Source organism: Agromyces sp. Root81, from assembly GCF_001429165.1.
GTDB lineage: Bacteria > Actinomycetota > Actinomycetes > Actinomycetales > Microbacteriaceae > Agromyces.
The window spans coordinates 124,523-142,968 of record NZ_LMIR01000001.1; the positions used below are offsets into that span (position 1 = coordinate 124,523).

Below are 18,446 nucleotides of genomic sequence, written 5' to 3' on the forward strand. Positions count from 1 at the left end.
AGAACCCTTGCCGGAACGCCCCATTCGCCTGTTCGGCGACCCTGTCTTGAAGACCATCTCCACCCCCGTCGAACAGGTCGACGATCGCGTGCGCGGGCTCGTCGCCGATCTGCTCGACAGTGTCAGGCTGCCCGGCCGGGCCGGTGTCGCGGCGTCCCAGATCGGCGTGAACCTGCGCGCGTTCAGCTACAACGTCGACGGCGAGGTCGGGTACATCCTGAACCCCGAGCTCGAGGTCTCGGGCGAGAAGGAACTGATCGACGAAGGATGCCTCTCGGTGCCGGGTCTCTGGCACAAGACGCCGCGGCATCCGTTCGCGCGGGTGCGGGGCATCGACCTCGACGGCAACGAGATCGAGCTCTCGGGCACCGGACTCATGGCTCAGGCGCTGCAGCACGAGACCGACCACCTCGACGGATTGCTCTACCTCGATCGCCTCGAGAAGGACGAACGGCGTCTCGCGATGAAAGAGGTGCGCGAGTCCGACTGGTTCTGATTCCCAGTCGTCTCGGACGTATGACGAAGGCCCCCGCGGAGATCCGCGGGGGCCTTCGTCATGCAGACCTGGGCTCAGTGCACGATCGAGTGGCCCTCGGTTGCCGGGGCGCCCGAGTACATCGCCTCGATGTGACCGGCGAAGTCCTCGAGGATGATGTTGCGCTTGATGCTGAGCTTGGGCGTCAGGTGGCCGCTGGCCTCGGTGAGCTCGGTCGGCAGCAGCGTGAACTTGCGGATCGACTCCGCACGCGAAACGGTCTCGTTCGCGGCGTCGATGGCGCGCTGCACCTCGGCGAGCACCGCAGGGTTGACCGTCGCCTCTTCGACCGACATGCCGGCGTCTTCACCATTGTTGTTCAGCCACACCGGAAGCATCTCGGGGTCGAGCGTGATGAGGGCCGAGATGAACGGCTTCTTGTCGCCGACGACGACGACCTGGCCGACGAGCGGGTTCGCGCGGATCGGGTCTTCGAGCGCCGCGGGGGAGACGTTCTTGCCTCCGGCGGTGACGATGATCTCCTTCTTGCGACCGGTGATCGTGAGGAAGCCGTCGGCGTCGAAGGCACCGATGTCGCCGGTCTTGAACCACTCGCCGTCGAACGCCTCGGCGGTCGCCTCGGGGTTCTTCCAGTACTCCTTGAAGACGTCGATCCCCTTGATCTGGACCTCGCCGTCGTCGGCGAGCCGCACCGAGACGCCAGGCAGGGTCGGGCCGACGGTGCCGATCTTCGACTTGCTGGGCAGGTTCACGGTGGCCGGCGCGGTCGACTCGGTGAGGCCGTAGCCCTCGAGGATCGTGATGCCGAGCGCGTGGTAGAAGTGGCCGAGGCGCGGGCCGAGTGGCGCGGAGCCGGACACGGCGTACTTGACGTTGCCGCCCATGGCCGCACGGAGCTTGGACAGCACGAGCGAGTCGAGCACCTTGAACTTCAGCTTCAGGCCGAGCGGAACGGAGCCGGCCTCCTTCGCCATCGAGTAGGCGACGGCGGTATCGGCGGCCGCGCGGAAGATCTTGCCCTTGCCGCCGGCCTCGGCCTTCTGCTCCGAGGCGTTGTAGACCTTCTCGAACACTCGTGGCACGGCCAGGAGGAACGTCGGCTTGAAGCTCGCGAGCGACGGCAGCAGCTGCTTCGTGTCGGCCTGGTGGCCGACGCGCACGCCGGCGTGCACCGAGAGCACCGCGATGAAGCGGGCGAACACGTGCGCCGTGGTGATGAAGAGGAGCGTCGAGGCGCCGTTGGGGTCGAGCACGACCTCGTCGAGCGCCACCGCGGCGTTGCGGGAGAGTTCGACGAAGTTCGAGTGCGTGAGCACGCAGCCCTTGGGCTTGCCGGTCGAGCCGGAGGTGTAGATGAGCGTGGCGATGTCGGAGCCGACGGCGAGGTTGCGGCGACGCTCGATCTCCTCGTCGGCCACCCCGGTGCCGCCCGCGACGAGCTTGTCGAGGTCGCCGAGGTCGATCTGCCAGACGCTGCGGATGGCGGGGAGGTCGGGGTGCACCTCATCGAAGCGCGCGAAGTGGTCGGGAGTCTCGACGATGACGCCGATGGCGCCCGAGTCGCTCAGGTTCCACCGCACCTGCGAGGGGGAGCTCGTCTCGTAGATCGGCACGAGCACGGCGCCGGCGAACCAGGTGGCGAAGTCGATCAGCGTCCACTCGTACCGGGTCTTGCACATCAGCCCGATCTTGTCGCCGGGCTGGATGCCGGCGGCGACGAGGCCCTTCGCGAGGGCGATCACCTGGTCGTAGAACTCCTTCGTGGTGACCGGCGACCAGCCGCCGTCGGCGGTCGGGAGCGAGAACAGCACGGAGTCGGGCGTCGCGGCGACGCGGTCGACGAGCAGGTCTGTGGTGTTCGCTTCGGGGTCTGCTGCGACCACGGGTGGGGTAGCGAATTCGATCACGGTAGCTCCTTCGGCACCGGGCGGGCTGCGCAAGGGCTCGGGCACCAGCGCGAACCTCGGCATTGGGGTCGATTACACTCTAGTCGTTGCTCACGGCCGCCTCAGGTCTCAGCTCCATCACGCTTCGTCCCCCTCTGAAAGGCAGCCTTCCGGTGCATGCGATCGGTATCGACATCGGCGGTACGAAGATCGCGGGCGCGATCGTCGACCAGCTCGGCAACATCGTCGTGAGCGAGCGCGTGCCGACGCCCGCCGGAGATTCGACGCTTCTCGAGGACGCGGTCGTGCAGATGATCGAGTCGCTGCGTGCGCGCGCCGACGAGGAGATCGTCGCGATCGGCGTCGCCGCCGCGGGCTTCGTCGACGCCGCTCAGTCGACCGTCTACTACGCGCCCAACATCGACTGGCGCAACGAGCCGTTCCGCGAGAAGCTCGAGGCGCGCGTGGGCACGGCCGTCGTCGTCGACAACGACGCCAACGCGGCCGGCTGGGCCGAGTTCAGGTTCGGCGCCGGACGCCTCGTCAGCGACATGGTGATGCTGACGATCGGCACCGGTGTCGGCGGAGCGATCGTCGCGGGCGATCGTCTGTTCCGAGGCGGCTTCGGCGCCGGCGCCGAACTCGGCCACCTCCGAGTCGTGCCCGACGGGCTGGCCTGCGGGTGCGGCCAGCGCGGATGCATCGAGCAGTACGGTTCGGGTCGGGCGCTGCTGCGCATGGCCGACGAGATCGCCGACGCCGGCGGCATCGGCCAGGGCCTCGCACGGGTCCGTGCGGAGCACGGCGAGCTCGACGGCGGCCTCGTCGGCGACCTCATCCAGGCCGGCGACGCCGGTGCGACCGCTGCACTGCGTCAGCTCGGCCATTGGCTCGGCCAGGCTGCTGCGAGCCTCTCTGCTGTGCTCGACCCGCAGCGCTTCGTCTTCGGCGGCGGGGTCGCCGTGGCCGGCGAACTCCTGCTCGAGCCGATCCGTGCGGCGTATCTCGACCACCTGCCGGCCCGTGGCTACCACCCCGAGCCCGACTTCGTGATCGCCGAACTCGTCAACGACGCCGGAGTCGTCGGCGCGGCCGACCTCGCCCGCGTGTGGGTCGCCGAGCACGCCTGAGCCGCGCGACGCTAGGCTGAGTCGGTGCTGAAGAGGGAAGGGGGACCACGGTGTTCTACTGGATCATGAAGAACCTCGTGATCGGTCCGATCCTCCTCTCGATCTTCCGTCCGTGGGTCGTCGGCCTCGAGAACGTGCCGAAAGAGGGCGCGGTCGTGCTCGCCTCGAACCACCTGTCGTTCATCGACTCGATCTTCCTGCCGCTCATCGTCGACCGCCCGGTCGTCTTCCTCGCCAAGAGCGAGTACTTCACGGGCAAGGGCCTGAAGGGCTGGGCGACCAAGGTCTTCTTCCAGGCGGCTGGACAGCTGCCGATCGATCGTTCGGGCGGCAAGGCCTCCGAGGCCTCGCTCGAGACCGGTCTCCGCGTGCTGGGCGAAGGCAAGATCCTCGGCATCTACCCCGAGGGCACCCGCAGTCCCGACGGCAAGCTCTACCGCGGGCGCACCGGCGTCGCGCGCATGGTGCTCGAGGCCGGGGTGCCGGTCATTCCCGTCGCCATGATCGGCACCGAGCACGTGATGCCGATCGGTTCGCGCCTGCCCAAGGTCCGTCGCATCGGCATCATCCTCGGCGAGCCCGTCGACTTCAGCCGCTTCGAGGGACTCGAGGGAGATCGGTTCGTGTTGCGTTCCGTGACGGACGAACTCGTCTACGATCTTCGCGGGCTGAGCGGCCAGGAATACGTTGACGTCTATGCCAGTTCGGTGAAGGAGAGGCGCGCCTCGCAATCGCGATAGGCTCGTTCCGCGGCGACGCGACGTGCGTCGCCGCTTTCATTTCCGGCGCCAAGTGCGCCCCGAACCCTCAGGACGTCCCCGTGGTACAGCTCGTCGAGCCGGTCGTGAATGCAGATCCCTCCGTGATTGCCGGCCTCGACTATTGGCGCACGCTCCCCATCAAGCAGCAGCCGTCGTGGCCCGACCCCGAAGCGGCGCACGCGGCATCCGCTGAACTGGCGACCCTGCCGCCGCTCGTCTTCGCCGGCGAGGTCGACACGCTTCGCGACCGCCTGGCCGCAGCGTCGCGCGGCGAGGCCTTCCTCCTGCAAGGCGGCGACTGCGCCGAGACCTTCGCGGGTGCGACGGCTGATCAGATCCGCAACCGCGTCAAGACGGTGCTGCAGATGGCGGTCGTGCTCACGTACGGCGCGTCGATGCCGGTCGTGAAGATGGGCCGCATGGCCGGGCAGTTCGCGAAGCCCCGCTCCAGCGACACCGAGACGCGCGGCGACGTCACCCTGCCCGCGTACCGCGGCGACATCGTGAACGGCTACGACTTCACCCCCGAGTCGCGCGCGGCCGACCCCAACCGGCTGATCAAGGGCTACCACACGGCGGCCTCGACGCTGAACCTCATCCGCGCCTTCACGCAGGGCGGGTTCGCCGACCTGCGCCAGGTGCACTCGTGGAACCAGGGCTTCGCGGCGAACCCCGCGAACGCCCGCTACGAGAACATGGCTCGCGAGATCGACCGCGCGATCAAGTTCATGGAGGCGTGCGGCGCCGACTTCGAGGCGATCAAGCACACCGAGTTCTACACCGGCCACGAGGGCCTGCTCATGGACTACGAGCGCCCCATGACCCGCATCGACTCGCGCACGGGGACGCCCTACGACACCTCGAGCCACTTCATCTGGATCGGCGAGCGCACGCGTGAGCTCGACGGTGCGCACGTCGACTTCCTCTCGCGGGTGCGCAACCCGATCGGCGTCAAGCTCGGCCCGTCGACGACGCCCGAGACCATGCTCGAACTCGTCGAGAAGCTCGACCCCGAGCGGGAGCCCGGTCGACTCACCTTCATCACGCGCATGGGTGCAGGCAGGATCCGCGAGGCGCTGCCGCCGCTGCTCGAGGCGATCAAGGCGAGCGACGCCAGCCCGCTGTGGGTCACCGACCCCATGCACGGCAATGGCATCACGACGCCCAACGGCTACAAGACGCGTCGCTTCGACGACGTCGTCGACGAGGTGAAGGGCTTCTTCGAGGCGCACCGCGATGCGGGCACCCACCCGGGCGGCATCCACGTCGAACTGACCGGTGACGATGTCACGGAGTGCCTCGGCGGCTCCGAGCACATCGATGAGGAGACGCTGGCCACGCGCTACGAGTCGCTCTGCGACCCGCGGCTGAACCACATGCAGTCCCTCGAGCTGGCGTTCCTCGTGGCCGAGGAACTCGCAGCCCGCTGACGCGCGGATCAGGCGCGGGGCATCCGGTGACGGACGCCCCGCGCCTTCGTCGTCCCCGGCGGTGGAGAGTCGCCGTCACCGCGGCGTCGATGCGTTGCCGACGCGATCGTCGACCGTTCGCGACGATTCCGGCCCGAACTCAGAGCGTGAGCGAGCCGACGAGGCGCACGGTGCTGTCGCGCACCGCCTGCGTGTCGCCGGCGGGATCCTGCGACTTCACGGTCGCGATCGGCAGGAAGAGGTCGGGCAGCTCGTAGCTCGCCTTGAGGCCGGCGGCCTCGAGCAGCGCGATCGCCTCGGCCATCGTCTTGCCCACGACGTTCGGCACCGCGACGAGGTCCTGCCCCTTCGAGAGGGTCAGGTTGATGGTGTCGCCCTGCCGGACGACCTCGGTCGTCGGCTCTGCCGCGAAGACGTGTCCGTCGGGGACGCCGCCCGAGTTGTCGAAGACGGAGTCGAGGTAGGCGACCTGCAATCCGGCCTCCGTCAGCGCCGCCTCGGCTTCGGCGCCCGGCAGTCCGACGACGTCGGGAACCGGGCCGGCCGACACCACGAGGGTCAGCTCGCCGAGTTCGGCGTACTCCGCACCCACCGGGTTGCCGTCGGCATCGAGCACGTCGATGACGAGACCGGCCTCGACCTCGCTCGTGAACTCGCGGAGATCGGGTTCGACGACCGTGAAGTCCTTCAAGGTTGCGCGGGCATCCGCGGACGGCGAGCCGCGGACCTCGGGCACCGGCAGGATGCTCGGCCCCTTCGAGACGAAGAGCGTCACGGTCGAGCCGCGCTGCGCCTGCTCGCCGCCCTCGGGGTCGGTGCCGGAGACCTGGCCGGCCGGCACGATCGGGTCGTTGCGTTCGGCGGGTTCGACCGTGAATCCGGCCTCCTCGAGCAGGTCGGTCGCGGCGGCGGGGGTGAGCGTCGCCGTCTCGGGCACCGGTGCGAGCGCCCCTGGACCGGCGCCGAAGTACCAGCCGGTGCCCGCAGCGAGTCCGGTGAGCAGCAGCACGAGGGCGATGATCCAGTAGCCGCGCCGTTTGCGACGGTCGGCGCTCTTCGCGAGTGCTTCGGTGTCGTCGCCGTCGGATGCCTCGGCGATCGCCGTCGCCGTGACGGCGACGGGCGCGGCGGCGGCACCGAGCACGCGCGTCTCCGCCGTCACCGCGGCGGGCAGCGCGGCATCCGACAGGATCATCGTCGCCTGCGTCTGCAGCGGCTGATGGGACGACCGGATCGACGGTTCGACCTCGCGCAGGCGCTCGAGCATCTCGCGTGCGTCGTTCGGCCGCTCTTCGGGATCGCGGGCCGTGGCCCACACCACGAGCTCGTCGAGCTCGACGGGGACGGCGGGGTTCTTCGAGCTCGGCGTCGGCACCTGGTCGTTCGCGTGCTGGTACGCGATCGTCATCGGCGCCTCGCCGACGTAGGGCTGCTCGCCGGTGAGCATCTCGTACATCATGATGCCGACCGCGTAGATGTCGCTGCGGGCATCTGCCACCCCGCGCGTCACGAGCTCGGGGGAGAGGTAGGCGATCGTGCCGAGCAGTGCCTGGCCGGTGGCCGTGTTGGCACTCGCGGCACGGGCCAGGCCGAAGTCGCCGAGCTTGATGCGGCCGTCGTCGGCCAGCAGCACGTTCTCGGGCTTCAGGTCGCGGTGCACGATGCCCGCCTTGTGCGCGGCGGCGAGGCCGGCGAGCACGGCGTCCATGATGTCGACGGTCTGCTCGGGCGTGAGCTTCTTGTAGTCCTTCAGTAGCTCGCGCAGCGTGATGCCGGGCAGGTACTCCATGACGAGGTAGGCCATATCGGCGTCCTGGCCCTGGTCGAAGACGTTCACGACGTTCGGGTGCGCGAGGCGGGCAGCGGAGCGGGCCTCCTGCACGAAGCGGGTCTTGAACGTGTTGTCGTCGGCGAGGTGGCCGTGCATGATCTTGATCGCGACGCGGCGCTCGAGGCGCAGGTCGGTCGCGAGGTACACCGTGGCCATGCCGCCGCGGGCGATCCGGGAGCGCACCTGATAGCGGCCGTCGATGAGACGGCCGATCATGGGGTCGACAGGCGCAGTGGTCACTCTGAGAGTCTACGAAGAGCTATATGCCCCAACCCGCGTAAACGCCGATGGCGCGCCGATCGCAATCCCATCGTGATGCTCGAGGACGCCGATCAGCCGAGTTCGGAGAGCCAGGCGCGCGCTGAGGTCTCCCACTTCGCGTAGTGCTCGGGGTGGGCGCTCAGCTGCACGGCCTGCGCGGCCTGGGTCACGGTGAGCGACTCCCAACCGGGGATGTCGAGCAGGCCGCGGGTGCGTCCGGCGTTGGGATCAGCGGCGCCGCCGTAGAAGGCCGTCGCGGCCCGCACCGGGTCGAGCACCTCTTCGACCGTGCCCCATCCCTGACTCGGCCGCTGCTGGAACAGGCCGAGCGAGTCGAGGTCGCCGTACTCGGGGTTCTTGAGGCCCGACTCCTGCGCGGCGGCCGCGAGCGCGACGACGATGCCCTGCTCGGGCACGCCGAGCGTGCGGCCCACGTCGACGATGATGCGTGCGTTCGCGCGCATCTCATCCGTGAGCGCGACGTTGACCGAGGCGACGGCGACGACCGCCACCGGGCGTGCGACCCGGAGCACCTGGCCCGCCCTGATCACGGCTGAGGCGTCGAGCCCGTTGATCGAGGTGAGCTCCGAGACGTCGAGGCCGTGTCGCGCGGCGATGTCCCACAGCGTGTCGCCGTCGACGACGGTGTAGACGTCGCCGCTCGCGGCGATGGGTTCGGCCGGCGGCGGGGGAGCTGCGGGCGGTGAGGCAGGGGCCGCGGTCGCGGCGGTGCCACCTCCGCCGGGCGGCAGCACGATCGACTGGCCGGGGAAGATCAGGCTCTGCCGACTCAGTCCGTTCGCGCTCAGCATCTGGTCGAGGGCGACGCCGTACGCGGCGGCGATGCCGCTCATCGTGTCGCCGGCGACGACGGCGTGGCGGGGGAGCTCCGCGGCGACGGGGGCGGGAGCAGGGGTCGCAGTGCCGCCGGGCAGGGCGAGTCGCTGCCCGGGGAAGATCAGGCTCGACCAGCTGAGGCCGTTGAGCGCGAGGATGTCGGCGGTGGGCACGCCGTACCGTTCGGCGATGCTGCTCACGGTGTCGCCGTCGCCGACGGTCACCTCGGCGGGCACCGTGTTCGACGACGCCGCGACGGAGCGTGGCGCCTGCCGCTGCGCGGCATCGCTCGTGGCCTTCGCCTTCGGCATCCGCTTGGCGGGCTGGTGCGCCGCTTCCGCGGGCTGCGCGATGCCGATCGTGACGGCGACCGTCCCGATGACGGCCAGTGGGAGTGCGATCAGGCGACGGATGCCGCGGCGTCGGTCGGTCTCGGACCTCGCCCGGCGTGTTCCCCCGGCCGAGTCGTCAGCGGGCGCGGCGTCGTACGTCATCGTTTCCCCCTATGCCGGCGTCGAGCTCCCGGCCCCGCGGCAACCGTCGCATAGGGGGAAAGGCGAGTCAAACACCTCGACGCGAGTCCGTCGAAGCCGATCTGCGAGCCCGTCGGCGCGTGTCGCGCGCGATGGGTTCCGGAAGGCGGCCGGCTCATGGCAGGCTTGAACCGTGACCGATGCTGCCGAAACCGCCTGGCTGACCGTTCCCGACCTCGTCGAGATGCTCGGGCAGAGCCCGAGCCGCATTCGGCGACTCATCGACGACCGGCACCTGCTCGCCGCGCGCATCGACGGCGTGCTGAAGGTGCCCGCGGTGTTCCTGCGCGACGACGCCCCGCTGCCCGAACTGCACGGCACGGCCAACGTGCTCGCCGACGCCGGATTCACCGACGCCGAGGCGCTCGAGTGGATGCTCGCCGAAGAGGATAGCCTCGGCACCTCGCCGATCGCCGCACTCCTCGCCGGCCGCAAGGCCGAGGTGCGCCGCATCGCCCAGGCGCTCGCCTGAGCTGAGGCCGCACCGGCTCAGCTCGTGCGGCGGGTGACCGCCTTCGCGAGCGAGCCGAGTTCTGAGCGAGCGCTCCGGCTGAGCGGGGCGTCCTCGAGCGCCGACATCGCGGTCGCGACGTTCGACGTGATGAGCGCCTCGACCTCGTCGACGGCGCCGCACTCGCGGATGGTCTGCTGCAGCATCCGCACCTGTTCGGGTGCGAGCTCGGGGTCGCCGAGGAGTTCGTCGAGGAGTCGTCGCTGACCTGGCGCGAGTCGCTCGCGCGCGATCGCGATGAGCATGGTGCGCTTGCCCTCGCGCAGGTCGTCGCCGCTCGGCTTGCCGGTGACCTCCGGGTCGCCGAAGACCCCGAGCAGGTCGTCGCGCAGCTGGTACGCGATGCCGAGGGGCAGTCCGAAGGCGCGGAGGGCGGCGAACTGCGCGGCCGTGGCCCCGGCGATCGCACCGCCGATCACGAGCGGCGCCTCGATGCTGTACTTGGCCGACTTGAAGACGATGACGCGTTCGGCGCGCAGGCGCTGCTCGGACTCGGCCTGGCTGCGCCACGCGCGCTCCTCGAGGATGTCGAGGTACTGCCCGGCGGTCACCTCGGTGCGCATGCGCATGAACTCGATGCGTGCCCGACGGGCCGCGTCCTTGTCGGGGAGGGCGGCGAGGCCTTCGTCGAGCAGTTCGTCGCTCCACCCGAGGAGGAGGTCGCCGAGCAGGATCGCGGCGGCGCGGCCGAAGTCCGGCGCCGAGCCGTCCCAGCCGGACTCGGCGTGCAGCTGTTCGAAGAGACGATGGCCCGACGGGGCTCCGCGGCGGGTGTCGGAGTTGTCGATGATGTCGTCGTGCAGCAGCGCTGCGGCGTGGAACAGCTCGAGAGCGGATGCCGCGGAGACGACGGGGAACCGATCGCGTCCGCCTTCCGCGGCGAACGGGTCGAAGGTGCGCCCGCCGACGGCCTCCCAGCCCCAGTAGCAGAACAGCGCCCTGAACCGCTTGCCTCCGCTGAGAAACCGCCTTGAGAACGCATCGAGCGGTTCGAGGTCGGGGCTGATCTCCCGGAGAATGGAAGTGCGTTCGGCGAGGAAACCCTCGATGCGTTCGTGCACCATATCGACCAGTCGAGAACCGTGAGCCACCTGCCTAGCCTAGCGAGGCGGAGCAGGGCTAGAATGGACTCGGATGCGTCGATCCCGAGCCTGAGGGGAATGAGATGCCGCTTTCAGAGCAGGAGCAACGTCTTCTCGAGGAGATGGAGCGGAACCTCTATCGCAATGACGCCGACTTCGTGCAAGCGGTCGGCGGCGTTCGTGGTCGACGACCGAACTACCGGGCCATCGTGCTCGGAGTGCTGCTGGCCGTCGCCGGTGCCGGCGCACTCATCGCGGGCGTGGCCTCGCAGCTCCTCATCATCGGAGTCGTCGGCTTCGCGTTGATGTTCACCGGGGTGCTCGTGGCGATCACCCCGTCCAAGCGCGGCGCCGCCGCAGCTGCTCCCGCCGAACCTGCGGCCTCAACGCAGCGCGGGCGAGCACGCGGCACGACGGGCGGCAGCTTCATGGACCGCATGAACGAGCGTTGGGACCGCCGTCAAGACGGCCACGACTGATCCCTCCACTTCGCACCACCTGAACGGGTCGATCTTCGGATCGGCCCGTTTTTCGTGCGCCCGGTGAGTCATCCGGCCCGTCGAGCGGCGCTGCCGGTGCGGCATCCGCTGCCCTCGATCGCTCGATGCCGCCTCGATTCATCGACCTCCGCCCAACTCCCTCCACTCCACTCCACCACGTGAATCCCAGTGTTCACAGGCAACTCGGAGGCGACAACACGCCAAAACGAGCGAATGTCGTTGATCAGTGGATGAGAGTGGAGTAAAGTGGGGTTACCTGGATTCTGGCCGGAGGAAAGGGGGTGGTGTGGTGTTCCTCGGTAGCTACGAACCAAAGCTCGATGAGAAGGGCCGCGTCATTCTTCCGGCGAAATTCCGGGAGGAGCTCTCGAGCGGCCTCGTGCTCACACGCGGGCAGGAACACTGCATCTACGTGTTCAGTGCACGGGAGTTCGAGAGCATGAGCGACAAGATCCGCCAAGCCCCGGTAACGAGCAAGCAGGCGCGCGATTACATGCGCGTCTTCCTCTCGGGGGCTTCCGCGGAGACCCCCGACAAGCAGCATCGCGTCACCATCCCCGCCACGCTCCGCGCCTATGCGGGTCTCGACCGGGACCTCACGGTCATCGGAACGGGCAGCCGGGTGGAGATCTGGGACGCGACCGCATGGGCGAGCTACCTCGCCGAGCAAGAGGCGGCCTTCGCGGACACGGCGGAGGAGGTGATCCCCGGACTCTTCTAGTCCTCGGGCTCCGACTCCCAGTCGGCCGCGCCTGGTGCACTTCCCCGCATCAGGACGAACGGATGGGGATCGGAACCCGAGGCCACGAAGACAAGGCGGAATCATGGACATCGAACGCATTCACACCCCGGTCATGCTCGAGCGCACGCTCGAACTCCTGGCCCCCGCCCTCGAGGCCGACGGCGCCGTCATGGTCGACGCGACGCTCGGCATGGGCGGCCACACCGCCGCGTTCCTCGAGCGGTTCCCGAAGCTCACCGTCATCGGCCTCGACCGCGACACCGACGCGCTCGGCATCGCCCGCGAGCGCCTCGCGAAGTTCGGCGACCGCGCCCGGTTCGTGCACACCGTCTACGACGGCATCGTCGAGGCCGTCCGCGGCGAAGGATTCCGCGAGGTGCAGGGCGTGCTCTTCGACCTCGGCGTCTCCTCCCTGCAGCTGGACCGCGCCGAGCGCGGCTTCGCCTACTCGAAGGATGCGCCGCTCGACATGCGCATGGACTTCACGAGCGGGCGCACCGCGGCCGACGTGATCGCCGAGGAGAGCGAAGAAGAGCTGCGCCGCATCTTCCTCGACTACGGCGAGGAGAAGCTCGCCGCCCGGTACGCCCGGGCGATCGTGCGGGCCAGGGCGGAAGCGCCGATCACCCGCTCCGCGGAGCTCGTCGCGGTCATCCAGGCGGCGACGCCGGTTGCAGTGCAGCGCCAGGGTCACCCCGCGAAGCGGGTCTTCCAGGCGTTGCGCATCGAGGTCAACGAAGAGCTCTCCGTGCTCGAGCGGGCGATGCCCGCCGCGCTCGACACGATCGCCGTCGGCGGTCGCATCGTCGTGCTGGCCTACCAGTCGCTCGAAGACCGGATCGTCAAGCGATCGCTCGCCGCAGCCTCCAGCTCGACGGCCCCGGCCGGGCTGCCGATGGAGCTGCCCGAGCACCGCCCAGAGTTCAAGCTCCTCGTTCGGGGCGCCGAACTCGCGAGCGAGGACGAGCAGGCCGAGAACCCGCGGGCGAAGCCCGTGCGGCTCCGTGCCGCCGAACGAGTGAGGAGGCCGTCATGAGTGCTGTGCCGGCCCAGTCCCTTCCCGCGCCGCGCCGGGTCGGACCCGAACGCGCGCCGCGTCGCCTGCGTCCGGCGCCCGAACGCGCCCCGCGCGCGAAGCCGCGCCTCGGCTATGCGGTCATCGCCCTCGGGGGAGTGGCGGTCATCATCGTCGCGCAGCTGCTGCTCTCGATCGCGGTCACACAGGGGGCCTACGAGATCGACGCCCTGCAGATGCAGCAGGCCACGCTGACCCGTGAAGAGCAGAAGCTCGCCGAAGAGGTCGACCGCGTCGAGTCTCCCCAGTACCTCGCAACGCGGGCCGAAGGGCTCGGCATGGTGCCGAATTCGAACCCGGTCTACCTCCGGCTCTCCGACGGCGCCGTGCTCGGCGAGCCGACGGCGGCCGAAGGCGGATCGGGATCATCCGCGCCGCTCGTCCCGAATGCACTGATCGACGGCGTGCCGCCCGGTGCAGGATCGCCGAAGGGGGAGACTCCGATCGGAGGAACACCCGGTCAGGCGGGAGGTGCGGCACCCGAGGTTCCGGCAGGAGCGCCGGCAGCGCCGCTCGACGGCGGACTGCCGACACCCGCCACGCACTGACCGCCCGACGTTTGCGAGGACAGACCCGATGAACCGCACCAGCCGCCATCCGATGCGGCGGATCCTGCTCTCCGCCGCCCTCCTGGTGGCGCTGGTCGGCGTCTTCGTCGTGCGCCTCGTCGACATCCAGGTCGTGCGGGCGGCCGAACTGAACGAGCAGGCGCAGGAGGCGCGCTCCCAGCCGGTCACGGTCTACGGCGCACGCGGCGACATCGTCGACGTGAACGGCAAGGTGCTCGCCGACAGCGTGATGCGTTACGACATCACACTGTCGCCGAAGCAAGCGTCCAAGGCGGTCGTCGAACGCGAGGTGCCCGATCCGGAGAATCCCGACAAGACGAAGGACGTCATCGTGCCGTTGCCGGAGCTCGCCGCCGAGCTCGGCGCGGTCGTCGGGCTGACCGGTGACCAGGTGCAGGGGATCATCGCCTCGGAGCTCGCAGACGATCCGAACTCGGACTACGCCTACGTCGCGAAACTCGTCGACACCGAGACCTATGAAGCGGTGAAGGCCCTCGACATCCCGTGGGTCTACGTCGACGAGCATCCGAGTCGGCGCTACCCGAACGGTGCGGTGGCAGGCAACCTCATCGGGTTCATGGAATCCGACGGCGATCCTGGCGCCGGCCTCGAGCTGGGCGAGGACGAGTGCCTCGCGAGCGAGAACGGCGAGGTCAGTTACCTGCACAGCCTGCAGGACTGGGTGAAGATCCCGGGCACCGAGATCGTGCACAAGCCGGTGCACGACGGCGGCACGCTGAAGCTCACGATCGACACCGACCTGCAGTGGGCGGTGCAGCGCATCGCCGAGGCCCGGGTGCAGGAGACCGGTGCCGAGTGGGCGACCGTGACCGTGATGGAGGCGAAGACCGGCCGGCTGCTGGCGGTGGCCGACGTGCCGACCGTCGATCCGAACGACCCATCCGCGATCGACGCGGAGGATCGGGGATCCCGCTCCTTCACGGCGCCGTTCGAGCCCGGTTCGACGTTCAAGGCGCTCACCGCGGCATCCGTCATCAACGCCGGCAAGGCCGACCCGCTCAGCGAGGTCGTCGCGCCGTACCGCATCAACTTCCCCAACGGGGCCGACGTCAACGACAGCTCCCGCCACGCCGATCAGCAGCTCACGCTCACCGGCGTGCTCATCGAGTCGTCGAACACCGGAATGTCGCAGTTCGGCGAGCTGATGACCGACCGTGAGCGCTACGACGACATGCTGAAGTTCGGTCTCGGCACCGAGACCGAGGTTGGCTTCCCAGCTGAGGAGCCCGGCGATCTGCACGGCGATCCTGACGACTGGGACAACCAGACCAAGTACGCCACGATGTTCGGCCAGGGCCTCACCACGACGGCGGTGCAGATCGCGAGCGTCTACCAGACCATCGCGAACGGCGGCGTGCGCATGCCCGTCACCCTCGTCGACGGCTGCGTGAGCGAGGACGGCAACGCGACGACGGCGCCGTCGCAGGGTGAACAGGTGATCTCGGCGGAGGCCGCGTCCGAGACGAGCCAGATGCTCGAGCGCGTCTACCAGGACGCCTGGCTCTCCGACGAGTGGAACATCCCGGGCTACCGAGTCGCCGCGAAGACCGGCACCGCCCAGTTCCCCGACGGCGAAGGCGGCTACCGCAAGGAGTACCTCGTATCGGTCTCGGGCTTCGCCCCGGCCGACGATCCGCAGTTCGTCGTTTCGGTGAGCATCATGAATCCCGTTAAGATGAATTCGTCCGCCGCATCCGCTCCCGTCTTCCAAGAGGTGATGAGCCAGGTGCTGAAGAAGTATCGGACCGTTCCATCCGGCGCCCCGGCGCCCGAGCTGCCAGCTACCTGGTGAGAAAGTTGGGTTCGTGACCGGATCGCCTCTCACGGCTCTCCGGCCGAAGCACCCGAGTCCTCGATCGCTTCCCGGTCTCGTCGAAGTGTTCGGGTTCACCGTGCTCGGCAAGATCAGCGGCATCGAGGTCACCGGTGTCGGCCTCTCCTCCAAGACCGTGCAACCCGGCGACCTCTACGTCGGCGTGCCGGGGCGCAACGCCCACGGCGCTGACTTCGCCGCATCCGCTCGCGAGGCGGGCGCCGTCGCGCTGCTCACCGACGCCGCCGGTGCCGCGCGGGCGGCCGATGCGGGCCTGCCGATCCTCGTGACCGACGACGTGCGCGCAGCGCTCGGCGACGTCGCGGCCTGGATCCACCGCACGGCCGACAACCCCGCGACCTTCTTCGCGGTCACCGGCACCAACGGTAAGACGAGCGTCGTCTACCTGCTGTACGGCATCCTCCGCCAGCTCGGCGTCATCGCCGGCCTCACCTCGACGGCCGAGCGCCGCATCGGAGACGAGGCCGTGACGAGTTCGCTCACGACCCCCGAGGCGAGCGAGCTGCATGCGCTCCTCGCACGCATGCGCGAGGTCGACGTGCGCGCCGTCGGCATCGAGGTCTCGGCGCAGGCGCTGTCGCGTCACCGCGTCGACGGACTCGTCTTCGACGTCGTCGGGTTCACGAACCTCACCCACGACCACCTCGACGACTACGCGTCGATGGACGAGTACTTCGAGGCGAAGCGCGAGCTGTTCCAGCCCGAGCGCTCGCGTCGCGGCGTGGTCACCGTCGATTCGGAGTGGGGACGTCGTCTCGTCGCCGAATCGCGCATCCCGGTGACGACCCTCACCTCGGTCGAGGGCGTCGAGGCGGACTGGCGCATCACCGTGCTCGAAGAGGGCGCCGATCACACCTCGTTCCTGCTCGAAGGCCCGGGCGATCGCCGGCTCGAGACCCAGGTGCCGCTGCTCGGCTGGTACATGGCCGCCAACGCCGCCCTCGCGATCGTCATGCTCACCGAGGCCGGATACGACCTCGACCTCATCGCGGCAGCGCTCGAGCGCGACGGCGGCGTCGACGCGTACATCCCGGGTCGCGCCGAGCGCATCTCGGGCGACCGCGGGCCGGTCGTCTACATCGACTACGGCCACAGCCCCGACGCGTTCCTGCAGACGCTCGGCGCGATCCGTCGCGCGACCGACGGGCGCGTCGTCATGGTCTTCGGCGCCGACGGCGACCGTGACACCACCAAGCGCGCCGAGATGGGCGCGATCGCCGCACGCGGTGCCGACGTCGTCGTCGTCACCGACTTCCACCCGCGGTTCGAGGACCCGGCGTCGATCCGCGCCGCCCTCATCGCGGGCGCACGCGACGCCGTGCCCGACCGCGAGATCCACGAGATCGCCGACCCGCGCGAGGCGTTCCGCGCCGCGCTCGCCCTGGCGGGCGACGGAGACGCGATCCTCTACGCCGGCCCCGGCCATGAGGACTACCACGAGGTGAAGGGCATCAAGATCCCGTACTCCGCCAGAGACGATTCCCGGCAGGCGCTGCGCGACGCGGGGTGGCTCGCATGATCGCCCTGACCCTGGCCGAGATCGCCTCGGCCGTCGGCGGCGCGCTCCGACTCGACGGGACGCAGGCTGCTCCCGACACGATCGTCGACGGTGTCGTGACGACCGACTCCCGAGAGGTCGTCGCCGGCAGCGTGTTCGTCGCCAAGCGCGGCGAGTTCGACGACGGCCACCGCTTCGCGCCCGCCGCCGCCGAACAGGGCGCCGCACTGCTCATCGTCGAACACGCGCTCGACCTCCCGGTGCCGCAGATCGTCGTCGCCGACTCGGTCGACGCGCTCGGCGCGCTCGCGACCGAGGTCGTGGCCCGCGTCCGCGCGCTCGGACGACTCCGCATCGTCGGCGTCACCGGCTCCAACGGCAAGACGACCACGAAGAACCTGCTGCGCACCGTGCTCGAGCGCGTCGGCCCGACCGTCGCCGCCCGCGCCTCGTTCAACAACGAGGTCGGTGCGCCGATCACGATGCTCGAGCTGACGAACGAGACCGAGTTCCTCGTCGCCGAGATGGGCGCCTCCGGCGTCGGCGAGATCGCGAGACTCGTGCGCATGGCCCGGCCCGACGTCGGCATCGTGCTGAAGGTGGGCCTCGCCCACGCCGGCGAGTTCGGCGGCATCGAGCAGACCGTGCTGGCCAAGTCCGAGATGGTCGCCGACCTCGTCGACACGGATGTCGCGGTGCTGAACTCCGACGACCCGCGCGTGGTGCCCATGGCGGGCCTCACCCCTGCGCGCGTCGTCTGGTTCGGGTTCGGCGAGTCCGCCGATGTGCGGGCGACCGACATCCGCGCGCATGCCCGAGGCACCGAGTTCACGGTGACGATCCCCGGCGGCGAGACGGCCCGCGTGCACTTCTCGGTGCTCGGCGAGCACCACGTCATGAACGCACTCGCGGCGATCGCGGCATCCGTCGAGCTCGGCGTGCCGCTCGCCTCGGTGGTCGCCGCCCTCGAACAGGTGACGCTCGCCGAGCGCTGGCGCATGCAGGTCATGGGCGGCAGGGACGGCGTCACGGTCATCAACGATGCGTACAACGCGAGCCCCGACTCGATGTCGGCGGCTCTGAAGACGCTCGCGCAGGTGAAGAACCCCGAGGCCCGCACGATCGCGGTGCTCGGCGAGATGAGCGAGCTGGGCGAGTTCTCGGGCGAGGAGCACGATCGCATCGGCCTCCTCGCGGTGCGACTCGGCATCTCGCAGCTCGTCGTGGTGGGAGCCGGCGCGCGTCGCCTGCACATCACGGCGATCAACGAGGGCTCTTGGGACGGCGAATCCGCATTCGTCGAGTCCGCAGACGAGGCGTTCGACCTCGTCACGTCGTCCGTGCGCCCCGGCGACACGGTTTTGGTGAAATCGTCCAACTCGGCGGGTCTCCGCCTGCTGGGCGACCGACTGGGAGAATGGTTCGCGTGAGCGCTGTGCTGGAACTCGG

The 18,446-nt window shown here is 69.5% G+C and carries 16 protein-coding genes; 12 read left to right on the forward strand and 4 right to left on the reverse strand.

What is annotated here, in order from left to right; genetic code table 11:
• The first annotated feature begins 7 nt into the window (after positions 1–7).
• The gene (gene def, locus ASE14_RS00630; RefSeq protein WP_056649325.1) at positions 8–496 is read left to right on the forward strand and encodes a peptide deformylase; all 489 of its coding nucleotides are present in this window, start codon (positions 8–10) and stop codon (positions 494–496) included.
• Positions 497–570: 74 nt separating this feature from the next.
• Here def and ASE14_RS00635 read toward each other — a convergent pair whose 3' ends face one another.
• Complete coding sequence (locus ASE14_RS00635; RefSeq protein ID WP_056649328.1) at positions 571–2,403, reverse strand: long-chain fatty acid--CoA ligase; 1,833 nt, start codon at positions 2,401–2,403, stop codon at positions 571–573.
• Between the two features lie 152 nt (positions 2,404–2,555).
• Between ASE14_RS00635 and ASE14_RS00640 the strand changes: the two genes are divergently transcribed.
• From ASE14_RS00640 to ASE14_RS00650, 3 genes are all read left to right on the forward strand, one after another.
• Positions 2,556–3,512 carry an ROK family glucokinase gene (locus tag ASE14_RS00640; RefSeq protein WP_056649331.1) on the forward strand — a complete coding sequence of 319 codons (957 nt, stop codon included), beginning with the start codon at positions 2,556–2,558 and terminating at the stop codon, positions 3,510–3,512.
• A gap of 50 nt (positions 3,513–3,562) precedes the next feature.
• Positions 3,563–4,252, forward strand: a complete 690-nt coding sequence (locus tag ASE14_RS00645) for a 1-acyl-sn-glycerol-3-phosphate acyltransferase (RefSeq protein WP_056649334.1) — start codon at positions 3,563–3,565, stop codon at positions 4,250–4,252.
• An 80-nt stretch (positions 4,253–4,332) separates the two neighbouring features.
• The gene (locus ASE14_RS00650) at positions 4,333–5,703 is read left to right on the forward strand and encodes a class II 3-deoxy-7-phosphoheptulonate synthase (RefSeq protein ID WP_056649337.1); all 1,371 of its coding nucleotides are present in this window, start codon (positions 4,333–4,335) and stop codon (positions 5,701–5,703) included.
• 139 nt (positions 5,704–5,842) lie between these two features.
• Here the strand turns inward: ASE14_RS00650 and pknB are convergent, their stop codons facing one another.
• Both pknB and ASE14_RS00660 read right to left on the reverse strand, forming a co-directional pair.
• Positions 5,843–7,774 carry a Stk1 family PASTA domain-containing Ser/Thr kinase gene (gene pknB / locus ASE14_RS00655; RefSeq protein WP_056649340.1) on the reverse strand — a complete coding sequence of 644 codons (1,932 nt, stop codon included), beginning with the start codon at positions 7,772–7,774 and terminating at the stop codon, positions 5,843–5,845.
• A gap of 92 nt (positions 7,775–7,866) precedes the next feature.
• A complete protein-coding gene (locus ASE14_RS00660) occupies positions 7,867–9,126 on the reverse strand; it encodes a LysM peptidoglycan-binding domain-containing protein (protein ID WP_056649343.1) in 1,260 nt (419 codons plus the stop codon).
• 172 nt (positions 9,127–9,298) lie between these two features.
• Here ASE14_RS00660 and ASE14_RS00665 point away from each other — a divergent pair, with 172 nt between their 5' ends.
• Positions 9,299–9,637 carry an Rv2175c family DNA-binding protein gene (locus ASE14_RS00665; protein ID WP_056649346.1) on the forward strand — a complete coding sequence of 113 codons (339 nt, stop codon included), beginning with the start codon at positions 9,299–9,301 and terminating at the stop codon, positions 9,635–9,637.
• 17 nt (positions 9,638–9,654) lie between these two features.
• Here ASE14_RS00665 and ASE14_RS00670 read toward each other — a convergent pair whose 3' ends face one another.
• Positions 9,655–10,767 (reverse strand): polyprenyl synthetase family protein, encoded by a 1,113-nt coding sequence (locus tag ASE14_RS00670; RefSeq protein WP_082599865.1) that lies wholly within the window; start codon positions 10,765–10,767, stop codon positions 9,655–9,657.
• A gap of 74 nt (positions 10,768–10,841) precedes the next feature.
• Between ASE14_RS00670 and ASE14_RS00675 the strand changes: the two genes are divergently transcribed.
• From ASE14_RS00675 to murF, 7 genes are all read left to right on the forward strand, one after another.
• A complete protein-coding gene (locus tag ASE14_RS00675; protein WP_056649351.1) occupies positions 10,842–11,237 on the forward strand; it encodes a DUF3040 domain-containing protein in 396 nt (131 codons plus the stop codon).
• 310 nt (positions 11,238–11,547) lie between these two features.
• The gene (mraZ, locus tag ASE14_RS00680; RefSeq protein ID WP_056651561.1) at positions 11,548–11,979 is read left to right on the forward strand and encodes a division/cell wall cluster transcriptional repressor MraZ; all 432 of its coding nucleotides are present in this window, start codon (positions 11,548–11,550) and stop codon (positions 11,977–11,979) included.
• Positions 11,980–12,082: 103 nt separating this feature from the next.
• The gene (gene rsmH / locus ASE14_RS00685; RefSeq protein ID WP_056649354.1) at positions 12,083–13,036 is read left to right on the forward strand and encodes a 16S rRNA (cytosine(1402)-N(4))-methyltransferase RsmH; all 954 of its coding nucleotides are present in this window, start codon (positions 12,083–12,085) and stop codon (positions 13,034–13,036) included.
• Positions 13,033–13,623, forward strand: a complete 591-nt coding sequence (locus ASE14_RS00690; RefSeq protein ID WP_056649359.1) for a hypothetical protein — start codon at positions 13,033–13,035, stop codon at positions 13,621–13,623. The genes rsmH and ASE14_RS00690 overlap by 4 nt, the downstream gene beginning before the upstream one ends.
• A gap of 28 nt (positions 13,624–13,651) precedes the next feature.
• Positions 13,652–15,457 (forward strand): penicillin-binding protein 2, encoded by a 1,806-nt coding sequence (locus ASE14_RS00695; RefSeq protein WP_056649362.1) that lies wholly within the window; start codon positions 13,652–13,654, stop codon positions 15,455–15,457.
• A gap of 13 nt (positions 15,458–15,470) precedes the next feature.
• Positions 15,471–17,018: a Mur ligase family protein gene (locus ASE14_RS00700; RefSeq protein ID WP_056649365.1), complete on the forward strand. Its 1,548-nt coding sequence runs from the start codon at positions 15,471–15,473 to the stop codon at positions 17,016–17,018.
• Entirely contained in the window at positions 17,015–18,427 is a 1,413-nt protein-coding gene (gene murF, locus ASE14_RS00705) for a UDP-N-acetylmuramoyl-tripeptide--D-alanyl-D-alanine ligase (protein WP_056649368.1), read from the forward strand. Before ASE14_RS00700 ends, murF begins: the two co-directional genes overlap by 4 nt.
• Positions 18,428–18,446: the final 19 nt, after the last annotated feature.

Coding starts and splice junctions, on each gene's coding strand:
- ASE14_RS00660 (WP_056649343.1), bottom strand. CDS start 9,126: ATGACGTACGACGCCGCGCCCGCTGACGACTCGGCCGGGGGAACACGC.
- ASE14_RS00675 (WP_056649351.1), top strand. CDS start 10,842: ATGCCGCTTTCAGAGCAGGAGCAACGTCTTCTCGAGGAGATGGAGCGG.
- rsmH (WP_056649354.1), top strand. CDS start 12,083: ATGGACATCGAACGCATTCACACCCCGGTCATGCTCGAGCGCACGCTC.
- ASE14_RS00690 (WP_056649359.1), top strand. CDS start 13,033: ATGAGTGCTGTGCCGGCCCAGTCCCTTCCCGCGCCGCGCCGGGTCGGA.
- ASE14_RS00695 (WP_056649362.1), top strand. CDS start 13,652: ATGAACCGCACCAGCCGCCATCCGATGCGGCGGATCCTGCTCTCCGCC.
- murF (WP_056649368.1), top strand. CDS start 17,015: ATGATCGCCCTGACCCTGGCCGAGATCGCCTCGGCCGTCGGCGGCGCG.